Origin of the sequence: Streptomyces sp. MBT53, from assembly GCF_016654115.1 — a bacterium.
In the GTDB taxonomy this organism is placed as follows: Bacteria; Actinomycetota; Actinomycetes; order Streptomycetales; family Streptomycetaceae; genus Streptomyces.
On the sequence record NZ_JAEQAZ010000076.1, the window covers coordinates 25,425 to 37,230 of the forward strand.

The window sequence follows — 11,806 nt, forward strand, 5'->3', positions numbered from 1 at the left end:
ACGCCCATGAAGTAGCGACGGTCCGGACGCACCCGGACCTAAAAGGAGCGAAGTGGCTAAGGTCCGGGTATACGAACTCGCCAAGGAGTTCGGGGTGGAGAGCAAGGTCGTCATGGCCAAGCTCCAAGAACTCGGTGAATTTGTCCGTTCGGCGTCCTCGACGATCGAGGCGCCCGTTGTACGCAAGCTGACAGACGCCCTCCAGCAGGGCAGCGGAGGCGGCAAGCCCGCCCCCGCACGCAAGGCTGCCCCGGCCCGTCCGGGAGCCCCCTCTCCGGCGCAGGGTGCCCGTCCGGGTCCTGTCGCCCCGCGTCCGCCGGCCCCGAAGCCGGTCGTCGCCGAGAGCACCGCCGCGGCTCCCGCAGCCCCGGCCGCGCCCGCCGCACCGGCCTCCGCCGGTGGTCCCCGTCCGGGCCCGCGGCCCGCGCCGCGGCCCGCCCCGGTCTCGCCGGCGCCCACCGCGCCCGAGTTCACCGCGCCTCCGGCGGCACCCGCGGCGGCTCCCGCCGCTCCTGCCTCCACCGGCGGCTCCGGTTCCGCACCCCGTCCGGGCGCCCCGCGTCCGGCGAGCCAGGCGCCCCGTCCGGGCGCTGCCCGTCCGGCCGGTCCCGGCCAGGGCGGCCAGGGTCGTGGTGACCGCCCCGAGCGTGGTGGCGACCGTCCCGGCGCTCCGCGTCCGGGTGGCCAGGGCGGCGCACGCCCCGGTGCTCGTCCGGCCGGTCCCCGTCCGGGCAACAACCCGTTCACCTCCGGCGGCTCCACCGGCATGGCGCGCCCCTCGGCGCCCCGTCCCGGCGGTGCCCCGCGTCCCGGTGGCCAGGACCGTCCCGGTGCTCCCGGCGGCGCTCCGCGTCCGCAGGGTGCCGGTCAGGGCGGTCCCCGTCCCCAGGGTGCTGCGGGCGGTGCCCGTCCCGGCGCTCCGGGTGGCGCGCGTCCGACTCCGGGCGGCATGCCCCGCCCGCAGGGCGGCGCTCCGCGTCCGGGCGGTGGCCCCGGTGGCAACCGTCCGAACCCCGGCATGATGCCGCAGCGTCCCGCTGCGGGCAGCCCCCGTCCCGGTGGCGGCCCCGGTGGCCGTGGTCCCGGTGCCGGCGGCGGTCGTCCCGGCGGTCCCGGTGGCGGCGGCGGTCGTCCCGGTGGCGGCGGCGGTTTCGCCGGTCGTCCGGGTGGCGGCGGTGGCGGTTTCGCCGGTCGTCCCGCGGGTCCCGGTGGCGGTGGCGGCGGTTTCGCCGGCCGTCCGGGTGCTCCGGCGGGTGGCGGCGGTGGCCGTCCCGGCTTCGGCGGTCGTCCCGGTGGTCCGGGTGGCCGTGGTGGCACACAGGGCGCCTTCGGTCGTCCCGGTGGTCCCGCGCGTCGTGGTCGCAAGTCGAAGCGGCAGAGGCGCCAGGAGTACGAGGCCATGCAGGCCCCGTCGGTCGGCGGTGTGATGCTGCCTCGTGGCAACGGACAGTCCGTCCGTCTGTCGCGCGGTGCCTCGCTCACCGACTTCGCCGAGAAGATCAACGCCAACCCGGCGTCGCTCGTCGGCGTGATGATGAACCTCGGCGAGATGGTCACTGCCACGCAGTCCGTCTCCGACGAGACGCTGAAGCTCCTCGCGGACGAGATGAACTTCGTCCTCGAGATCGTCAGCCCCGAGGAGGAGGACCGCGAGCTGCTCGAGTCCTTCGACATCGAGTTCGGCGAGGACGAGGGTGGCGAGGAGTTCCTCGTCGCGCGTCCGCCGGTCGTGACGGTCATGGGTCACGTCGACCACGGTAAGACCCGACTCCTCGACACCATCCGCAAGACGAACGTCGTCGCGGGCGAGGCCGGCGGTATCACGCAGCACATCGGCGCGTACCAGGTCACGACCGAGGTCAACGACGAAGAGCGCAAGATCACCTTCATCGACACCCCGGGTCACGAGGCGTTCACCGCCATGCGTGCCCGTGGTGCCAAGTCGACCGACATCGCGATCCTCGTGGTGGCGGCCAACGACGGTGTGATGCCCCAGACGATCGAGGCGCTGAACCACGCCAAGGCGGCCGACGTGCCGATCGTGGTCGCGGTCAACAAGATCGACGTCGAGGGCGCCGACCCGACCAAGGTGCGCGGTCAGCTCACCGAGTTCGGTCTGGTGGCCGAGGAGTACGGCGGCGACACCATGTTCGTCGACATCTCCGCCAAGCAGGGTCTGAACATCGACCAGCTGCTGGAGGCCGTGGTCCTCACCGCGGACGCCTCGCTCGACCTGCGGGCCAACCCGGAGCAGGACGCGCAGGGCATCGCGATCGAGTCCCACCTGGACCGTGGCCGCGGCGCCGTCGCGACCGTCCTGGTCCAGCGCGGCACCCTGCGGGTCGGCGACACCATGGTGGTCGGCGACGCCTACGGCCGTGTCCGCGCGATGCTCGACGACAAGGGCGACAACGTGGAAGAGGCGGGTCCCTCGACCCCGGTCCTCGTCCTCGGACTCACCAACGTCCCGGGCGCCGGCGACAACTTCCTCGTCGTCGACGAGGACCGTACGGCCCGTCAGATCGCCGAGAAGCGGGCGGCGCGCGAGCGCAACGCCAACTTCGCCCGGCGCGGAGTCCGGTTCTCCCTGGAGAACCTGGACGAGGCCCTCAAGGCCGGTCTGGTGCAGGAACTCAACCTCATCATCAAGGGCGACGCGTCCGGTTCGGTGGAGGCTCTCGAGTCCTCGCTGCTCCAGCTCGACGTCGGCGACGAGGTCGACATCCGCGTCCTGCACCGCGGCGTGGGTGCGGTCACCGAGTCGGACATCGACCTGGCGACCGGCTCCGACGCGATCGTCATCGGCTTCAACGTCCGCGCTGCGGGCCGCGCGGCGCAGATGGCGGAGCGCGAGGGCGTCGACGTCCGGTACTACTCGGTGATCTACCAGGCCATCGAGGAGATCGAGGCGGCCCTGAAGGGCATGCTCAAGCCGGAGTACGAGGAGGTCGAGCTCGGTACGGCGGAGATCCGCGAGGTCTTCAAGTCGTCCAAGCTGGGCAACATCGCCGGTGTCCTGGTCCGCTCCGGAGAGGTCAAGCGCAACACCAAGGCGCGCCTCGTCCGCGACGGCAAGGTCATCGCGGAGAGCCTCACCATCTCCGGTCTGCGTCGCTTCAAGGACGACGTCACCGAGATCCGCGAAGGGTTCGAGGGCGGTATCAACCTCGGCAACTTCAACGACATCAAGGTCGACGACGTCATCGCGACGTACGAGATGCGCGAGAAGCCTCGCGGCTGATCGTCACAGCACGCGATCGGGGCCGGTCGGCGGGAGAGAATTCCGTCGATCGGCCCCGGCCGTTGCGTGTACGGTTCCTGTATCGGCGTCCGAGACCGGCGCCCATACCCCGAACCGGCGGGACATCCGGACACACATGTATGTGGGGACTCTGTCCTTCGATCTGCTCCTCGGCGACGTCCACTCGCTGAAGGAGAAACGCTCTCTCGTCCGTCCGATCGTGGCCGAACTCCAGCGCAAGTACGCGGTGAGCGCGGCCGAGACGGGCAACCAGGACCTTCACCGCAGGGCTGAGATCGGGCTCGCGGTGGTCTCCGGGGACACGGGACACCTCACCGACGTACTGGACCGCTGCGAGCGACTCGTCGCCGGGCGGCCCGAGGTGGAACTGCTCTCGGTTCGACGCAGGCTCCACAGCGACGAAGACTGAAGCAAGCGGCAAGACGTAGTTACTAAGGAGACGGACCAGTGGCCGACAACGCGCGTGCCAAGAGGCTGGCGGACCTCATCCGAGAGGTGGTGGCCCAGAAGCTGCAGCGCGGGATCAAGGACCCGCGGCTCGGCACTCACGTCACCATCACGGACACCCGGGTCACCGGGGACCTGAGGGAGGCGACCGTCTTCTACACCGTGTACGGGGACGACGAGGAGCGCGCGGCGGCCGCCGCCGGTCTGGAGAGCGCCAAGGGCGTGCTCCGCTCCGCCGTGGGTGCCGCGGCCGGCGTGAAGTTCACGCCGACCCTCACCTTCGTCGCGGACGCCCTCCCGGACACCGCCAAGACCATCGAGGACCTCCTCGACAAGGCACGGCAGTCCGACGAGAAGGTGCGCGAGGTCTCGGCGGGCGCCGCCTACGCCGGTGACGCCGACCCGTACAAGAAGCCGGGCGAGGACGACGAGGACGACGCCGCCGAATGACGCAGAAGACCCAGACGCCCGACGGCCTTGTCATCGTGGACAAGCCGTCGGGCTTCACCTCGCACGACGTGGTCGCCAAGATGCGCGGCATCGCCCGCACCCGCCGCGTCGGGCACGCAGGCACCCTCGACCCCATGGCGACGGGCGTGCTCGTCCTCGGTGTCGAGAAGGCGACAAAGCTCCTCGGCCATCTCGCGCTGACGGAGAAGGAGTACCTGGGCACGATCCGCCTGGGCCAGAACACCCTGACCGACGACGCCGAGGGCGAGATCACGGGGTCGGTCGACGCCTCGAAGGTCACCCGGGAGGCCGTCGACGCCGGGATCGCCAAGCTCAGCGGCGAGATCATGCAGGTCCCGTCCAAGGTCAGCGCCATCAAGATCAACGGCGTGCGCTCCTACAAACGGGCCCGCGACGGCGAGGACTTCGAGATCCCCGCCCGCCCGGTCACCATCTCCTCCTTCGCGGTCTACGACGTCCGGGACGCCGTCGCCGAGGACGGCACCCCCGTCCTGGACCTGGTGGTCTCGGTGGTCTGCTCGTCCGGTACCTACATCCGGGCGCTCGCCCGCGACCTGGGCGCGGACCTCGGCGTAGGCGGTCACCTCACCGCTCTCCGCCGCACCCGCGTCGGCCCGTACAAGCTGGACTCGGCCAGGACCCTGGAGCAGCTCCAGGAGGAGCTGACCGTGATGCCGATCGCCGAGGCGGCCGAGGCCGCGTTCCCGCGCTGGTCGGTGGACGAGCGGCGGGCCAAGCTGCTGCTCAACGGAGTCCGCCTGGACATCCCCGAGGAGTACACGGGCGTCGGCGCGGTCGGCGTCTTCGACCCCGAGGGCCGCTTCCTGGCGCTCGTGGAGGAGCAGAAGGGCAAGGCCAAGAGCCTCGCCGTCTTCGCCTGAGCACACCCCCGGGGACCTCTTCGGAGATCTCCCGGGGGCCCGACTCCCGCCCGTGGAGCGGCGGTCACGGGGTCCACGTTCCCGCCGCTCCACGGTCCCCCCTCGGTTCCCCCACCCCTAGGGTGTATCCAACGCTCCTCGTCTATTCACCCACCTGGGCAGGCGCTCGGAGTGAACCGAGGGAGCGGAAGGGGGCGCGTTCACCGCGCGATCTGTCCCGCTGATCACGACCCGCCTACCGTCGAACACAGGGCAGGGGTACAGCGGGGAGGTTCGACCATGGTGGGACGGGGCCCGCGGCGATCCACCGGGGGCGATGCGACAGCGCCCCAAAGGGGCGCGGGGAACTGCGCGACCCGCCACGACGGCGCCGCAGATGAACGACGGCACATCGCGGCCCAGGCGGAGCGCCTCGTGCGGATTCGCGATCTGGCCGGACGCCCACGCGGTACCGGATTCGTCGCCGACCACCACGGCACGGTGATCACCAGCCACGAGGCCGTCGACGGACTGCCCCGGCTCGTCCTGCACGCCGCCGGCGACCGCAGCTGCCTGGTGACCGCCGACGCGGTGACCCCGCTGCCCGACCTCGACCTGGCCCTCGTCCGCACCGAAGGACTCGGTGTCGATCCGCTCCCCGTCACCGTCCGGGACCGGGTCGAGACCGGCACCTACGTCCGGATCGCCGCGGGCGGCTGGCGCGAGGCCCGCGTCCTGGGCGCGACCTCCGTCACCTACACGGCCACCGACCGTTTCCATCTCCTCGACGACGCCCTGGAGTTGGCGATCGGCACGTCCGGCCGGGACGCGCTGCGGCTGGGCGGCGGAGCGGCCGGGGGACCGGTCCTCGACACGGAGACCGGAGCGGTGGTCGCCGTCCTCGGCACAGCACTCCAGTCCGGCCAACGCGACACGGGCTTCGCCGTACCCCTGCGCGCACCCGACGGCCCCCTCGCCGAACTCCTCGCCCGCAACGCGGCGACCGTGCCCGCGTACGGCGCCGATCTCAACCTGGCGGGCGTGTTGGAACTGACGGCCACCTCGGTGGGCTCGGACGGCCCGCCCGGCACCCTCGCGGGCTTCGTCGGCCGCAACCGCGACGGCTCGTACGCGCCACAGCCGGTCGAACGCCTCGCGGTGGCAAGGGAGTTCGCCGCATTCGCTTCGGGCCCGGCCGCCGTCCTCGGCCTCGTCGGACCCCCGGGCAGCGGTCGTACGACGGAACTCGCGGCGTTCGCCGCGCGGCGCGGCGGCGGTGCGGAACCGGCGCCCACGCTGTGGTTGCGCGGTGCCGATCTGCGCGACGGCGACGCGTCGGTGGCGGACGCGGTACGGCGGACGGTGGAGCGGGCCGCCCGCATCCTGGCCGCGTCCGTCGCCCTGCCCGGCGGCCTCGGTGATGTCGGCCCCGAGCGGCTGGCGCGGGTCGCGGGCGACGCGGGGAGGCCCTTGCTGCTCCTGCTCGACGGCCCCGAGGAGATGCCGCCTGTGCTGGCCCACCGGCTGGACGCGTGGACCCGGGGGACGGGGGAGTGGCTGCGGGAGAGCGGGGCGCGGTTGGTGGTGGGGTGCAGGGTGGAGTACTGGGAAGGGGCGCGGTTTCCAAGGGAGTTGCTGTACGGAGGGGACACCTCGGAGAGTTGTGTGCACCTGGGTGACCTGCGGGACGACGAAGCCCGCCGAGCCCGCGCAGCCTACGGCGTCCCTGAGGACGTCCTCACCGATCCCGACGCCCGTCACCCCCTCACCCTCCGCCTCCTCTCCGAGGTGCTCGCCGCGCTGCCCGCCGCCCCTGCCGCCCGCACAGCCCGGCTCCACCGCGACGACGTGTTCTCGGCCTACCTCGACCTCATGTGCCTCCGCATCGCCGTCCGGCTCGCCGCAGAGAACGGCCTGCGCGGCACCGCCGTACGACGGCTCGCCGCCAAGGTGTCCGGGCAGGTGCACGAAGCGGCGCGGCGCAGTCTCGGGCCCGGGCAGGGGGAGTTGGGCCGGGAGGCGTTCGAGGCGGTGTTCCCGTGGGGACAGGCGCCGGCGCGGCTCGGCGGCGGTACGGGGTGGGCGTCCGCCGTCCTCACCGAGGGGCTCCTCGTGCCGGCCGGCAGTGGATACCGCTTCGCCCACGAGGAGTTGGCCGACTGGATCCAGGGCACACACCTCGACCTCGACGAGGCGCTGCACGCTCTCGTGCACCGCCCGCGCACCCAGCGGGCCGCGCATCTCCTCCCCGTCCCGCACCACCGCATCGGACCCGTCGTCCAGGCACTCCTGCTCCTCGCCCGCGAGCACGGTGCCGGTCAACTCGCGCTCCGGCTGAAGGAGTTGGCGCAGGCTCTGGACGCCGACCCGCACTCCTGGTGGGCCGCGCGGCTGCTCGCCGAGGTGCTGGCGCGGGTGCCCGACGCGACGCCGTACGGCGGTGTACTGCGGCTGCTCGCCGACCAGTTGGTGGCGCGACGGCAGCAACAGGGCGACGTACCCGCGGAGTTCGCGCCGGAGTTCTGGACCTCGCTGGCGCTGCCGCAGGCCGAGCGGTTCGAGTTGCTGCGGCGGCTGGTGCTCGCCGACGGTGCCCCGCAGGACGGCGGCGGGCCCCGATTCCTGGACGCCACCGCCGAGTTGCTCGCCGCCGGCCCCGCCGTCGTACAGCCGCTGCTGACCCGGTGGTTCGACGACGAGCGGCCGTTGCCCGCGACCCCGCACGCGACCGTGGCGACGGCCGCGCAGGCGCTGCTGCACACGCATCGGCGGCGGGCGCTGGACGATCTGACCGAGGTGCTGGTCGGCTGTGCGCACGGGCGGGCCGACGAACTCCTCGCCGTACTCGCCGAGGAGGAACCGTCGGCCGTATGCCGGGCCGTGGACCGGTGGGCGCACGACGAGCGGCCGGGGCGGCGGGTGGCTGCGGTGGCGTACGGGCTGCGGGCCGCACCGCACGTACGGACCGAGGCCGACCGTGAACTCCTGCGCTACGCCGCCCAGTTCCTGCTGGCCCGCCCCGCCGACCGCTCCCTGCACGGCGGCGCGCTCGCCCTTCTCGTCCGCGATCCGCACACCCGCGCCCGCCATCTCCCGCAGGCGCTGCGGCACTTCGCGTCCGGCGACCCGCAGTTCCCGCCGAGCGCGCTGGCCGCCGCCCTCACCACCCACTCCGACCCCGTCCTCGAAGCCTTCCGGGCCCGGCTGCACGGACCGGACGCGGGCGAGGCGGTCCGCACACTCGCCGACGTCACGACCCCCGCCCTCGCCCGCCGGGCCGCCGCCCTGGTGCGCGAGACCGTCGTACGGTGGCCGGAGACGGCCGCCCACCTCGGGGTCTACGTCGACCGGCGCCTCGACCACGGCCCCACCGCGCGGGCCGACCTCCTGCCCCTGGTCACCGGCCTCCTCGACGGCGGCCCGGAACCGGTGCGGACTGCCCTCGCCGCCGTGCTCGCCGCGCCCGGCACCCCCGACTCCCGGCCGCTGCGCCGCGAACTCCTGGAGTTCCTGCTCGCGCACGAGCACGACCCCGCGGTCCTGGACGCGCTGCTGCACGCGGCGGCCCGGCGCGACGACGACGGGCTCCGCGACCTCGTCCACCGGACCGGGCGGCTGCTCGTCCGGACCCCCGCCGGAGCGACCCGTTTCGACCGCGGGCTCGTCGACCTCGGCCGCCAGGTGCCGGGCTTCGCCGCGCTGATGGCCCGCTGGCTGGCGGACACCCCGGAGGACTGGGCGGCGGTGGTCGGACCCAGCACTCGGCGCATGATCGAGAACCTGGCCGGGGTGGGGGTTCCCGCATAGGCCGCGCGGCGCGTCCTTCGTACGTGCGCCCGGTCACAGCCTCCATGCCGATGCGGGCCGAAAGCCCCCGGCATGGCACCCTTAGACCTGCGTAAGAGGTCAACGACACAGGTCTACATACGGGCACGGGTTCGATGAGGAGCGGTCACAGTGCAGCGCTGGCGTGGCTTGGAGGACATCCCCGAGGACTGGGGGCGCAGCGTCGTCACCATCGGTTCTTATGACGGGGTCCACCGCGGGCACCAGCTGATCATCCGGCATGCCGTGGAACGCGCCCGTGAGCTGGGCGTTCCCTCCGTCGTCGTCACCTTCGACCCGCACCCCAGCGAGGTCGTGCGCCCCGGCAGCCACCCCCCGCTGCTCGCCCCGCACCACCGCCGTGCCGAACTGATGGCCGAGCTGGGTGTCGACGCGGCGCTGATCCTGCCGTTCACCAAAGAGTTCTCCAAGCTGTCCCCGGCCGACTTCGTGGTCAAGGTCCTGGTGGACAAGCTGCACGCGAAAGCGGTCGTCGAAGGCCCCAACTTCCGCTTCGGCCACAAGGCCGCGGGCAATGTGGCCTTCCTGATCGAGCAGGGCCGGACATACGACTTCGAGGTAGAGGTGGTGGATCTTTACGTGAGCGGTGCGGCGGGCGGTGGCGAGCCCTTCTCCTCCACACTGACCAGGCGGCTGGTCGCCGAGGGCGACGTCGAGGGCGCCCGCGAGATTCTCGGCCGCCCGCACCGCGTCGAGGGTGTCGTGGTGCGCGGCGCCCAGCGCGGTCGCGAAATGGGTTTCCCGACGGCCAACGTCGAGACCCTGCCCCACACGGCGATCCCGGCGGACGGCGTCTACGCCGGTTACCTCCATGTCGAGGGCGAGGCCATGCCGGCCGCGATCTCCGTCGGCACGAACCCGCAGTTCGACGGCACCGAGCGCACGGTGGAGGCGTACGCCATCGACCGCGTCGGCCTCGACCTCTACGGCCTGCACGTCGCCGTCGACTTCCTCGCCTTCGTGCGCGGCCAGGCGAAGTTCGAGTCGCTGGAGGGCCTGCTGGAGCAGATCGCCCAGGACGTGAAGCGCTGCCGGGAGCTGATCTCGGCGGACGCGGGGTAACCACTCTCTTTTCTACGACGCCGAAGGGCGGCCGGTGCCTGATGGGCACCGGCCGCCCTTCGCGTTCGGCGGTGGGTTACTGCTGCGGGGGTGCGGACGGCGGAGGCGGGGTGCCCTCCGGCGGCTGGGGATAGCCGGGGTGCTGCGGGTAGGGCTGCGCCTGCTGTCCCGGGTGCTGGGGGTAGGACTGCTGGCCGTACGGCTGCTGGCCCGGCTGCGGTTGGGGTTGCGGTTGCGGTTGCTGCGGGGGGTACGGCTGCTGCTGACCCGGAGCGGGCCGGCCCGGGTACGGCTGCTGCTGCGCCGGATAACCCTGCTGACCGGGGTAGCCCTGCCCTCCCGGGTAGCCCTGCTGGCCCGGCATCGGCGGAGCCAGCACCGGCGGGGGGTTGCCGTCGCTCGTCCACAGGCCGTGCATCTGCTGGTGGCGGACGAAGTCCTCGGCGACCAGGGCCGCGAGGTGGAAGTACGACTCCCGGACCTTCGGCCGCATCATGTCGAGGTCGACCTCCGCACCGGCGGCGAGGTGCTCGTCGAACGGCACGACCACGACACCCCGGCAGCGCGTCTCGAAGTGGCTGACGATGTCCTCCACCTTGATCGTCTTGCCGGTCTCGCGCACCCCCGAGATGACGGTGAGCGAGCGCGAGACGAGGTCCGCGTACCCGTGCGCCGACAGCCAGTCCAGCGTCGTACTCGCGCTGCTCGCACCGTCCACGGACGGCGTCGAGATGATGATGAGCTGGTCGGCGAGGTCCAGGACACCGCGCATGGCGCTGTAGAGGAGACCCGTACCGGAGTCGGTGAGGATGATCGGGTACTGCTTGCCCAGCACGTCGATCGCGCGCCGGTAGTCCTCGTCGTTGAACGTGGTCGAGACGGCCGGGTCGACGTCGTTGGCGATGATCTCCAGACCGGAGGGCGCCTGGGACGTGAACCGGCGGATGTCCATGTACGAGTTGAGGTACGGGATCGCCTGGACCAGGTCGCGGATGGTGGCGCCGGTCTCGCGGCGCACCCGGCGGCCGAGCGTGCCGGCGTCCGGGTTGGCGTCGATCGCGAGGATCTTGTCCTGGCGTTCCGTGGCGAGCGTGGAGCCGAGCGCGGTGGTGGTCGTGGTCTTGCCCACACCGCCCTTGAGGCTGATGACCGCGATCCGGTAGCAGGACAGTACGGGCGTGCGGATCAGCTCCAACTTCCGCTGCCGCTCGGCCTCTTCCTTCTTGCCGCCCAGCTTGAACCGCGAGGACCCGGCACCCGGCCGGCCGCTCTTCGCCTTCTGCTTCTTGTTGCTGAGCAGCCGGTCCGACGACAGCTCCACGGCGGCGGTGTAACCCAGCGGCGCGGCACCGGGGTTGACCGGCTGACGGTGGTCGTGCTGCATGGGCTGCGGCCAGGCCGCACCGGTGCGGGGGTCGATCGGGGGCGCGGAGGGAGCCTGCGGGTGAGCAGCCTGCGGCGGCAGCGGTTGTGGCTGCGCCTGCGGGGGTTGGGGTGACTGCGGGGGCAGACCGGGCTGACGCGGGTCGCCGGCCTGCTGCGGGTTGTGCTGTGGGTTGTGGGGCGCGTGCGGGGGCTGCGCCTCGTCGGACCAGGACTCCGGGGCGAAGGCCGGGCGGGGCGCCTCCTGCGCGGGGGCCTGGGGGAAGCCGTAGCCACCCTGCTGACCGGGCGGCGGCGGGAAGCCGTAGCCGCCCTGCTGGTCCTGAGGGACGGGGGCGGGCCCGGCGTGCGGGGCGTCCTGCCGGTCCTGCGGCGCGGGCGGCGGGAAGCCGTAACTGCCCTGTTGGTTCGGTGAGGTGCCCGGCTGGTCCTGCGGTGCCGGGGGCTGCTGGGCCTGGGGGAAGCCGTAGCCACC

General features: G+C 72.7%; 7 protein-coding genes. 6 read left to right on the forward strand and 1 reads right to left on the reverse strand.

Annotated elements, in window-relative coordinates; genetic code table 11:
- The first annotated feature begins 52 nt into the window (after positions 1-52).
- The 6 genes from infB to JHN45_RS26230 all read left to right on the forward strand — a co-directional run bounded on the left by infB (position 53) and on the right by JHN45_RS26230 (position 9,948).
- The gene (gene infB, locus JHN45_RS54425; RefSeq protein ID WP_200714796.1) at positions 53-3,241 is read left to right on the forward strand and encodes a translation initiation factor IF-2; all 3,189 of its coding nucleotides are present in this window, start codon (positions 53-55) and stop codon (positions 3,239-3,241) included.
- Positions 3,242-3,377: 136 nt separating this feature from the next.
- The gene (locus JHN45_RS26210; protein WP_018531172.1) at positions 3,378-3,671 is read left to right on the forward strand and encodes a DUF503 domain-containing protein; all 294 of its coding nucleotides are present in this window, start codon (positions 3,378-3,380) and stop codon (positions 3,669-3,671) included.
- A gap of 38 nt (positions 3,672-3,709) precedes the next feature.
- Positions 3,710-4,159 carry a 30S ribosome-binding factor RbfA gene (gene rbfA, locus JHN45_RS26215; RefSeq protein WP_200714797.1) on the forward strand — a complete coding sequence of 150 codons (450 nt, stop codon included), beginning with the start codon at positions 3,710-3,712 and terminating at the stop codon, positions 4,157-4,159.
- Positions 4,156-5,061 carry a tRNA pseudouridine(55) synthase TruB gene (gene truB, locus JHN45_RS26220; protein ID WP_201050871.1) on the forward strand — a complete coding sequence of 302 codons (906 nt, stop codon included), beginning with the start codon at positions 4,156-4,158 and terminating at the stop codon, positions 5,059-5,061. The genes rbfA and truB overlap by 4 nt, the downstream gene beginning before the upstream one ends.
- Before the next feature lie 414 nt (positions 5,062-5,475).
- Positions 5,476-8,847: a trypsin-like peptidase domain-containing protein gene (locus JHN45_RS26225; protein WP_201050872.1), complete on the forward strand. Its 3,372-nt coding sequence runs from the start codon at positions 5,476-5,478 to the stop codon at positions 8,845-8,847.
- A gap of 150 nt (positions 8,848-8,997) precedes the next feature.
- Positions 8,998-9,948 (forward strand): bifunctional riboflavin kinase/FAD synthetase, encoded by a 951-nt coding sequence (locus tag JHN45_RS26230; protein ID WP_200714800.1) that lies wholly within the window; start codon positions 8,998-9,000, stop codon positions 9,946-9,948.
- 76 nt (positions 9,949-10,024) lie between these two features.
- Here JHN45_RS26230 and JHN45_RS26235 read toward each other — a convergent pair.
- Positions 10,025-11,806, reverse strand: a 1,782-nt coding sequence (locus JHN45_RS26235) for a MinD/ParA family protein (protein ID WP_201050873.1), incomplete at its 5' end; no start/stop codon positions are given.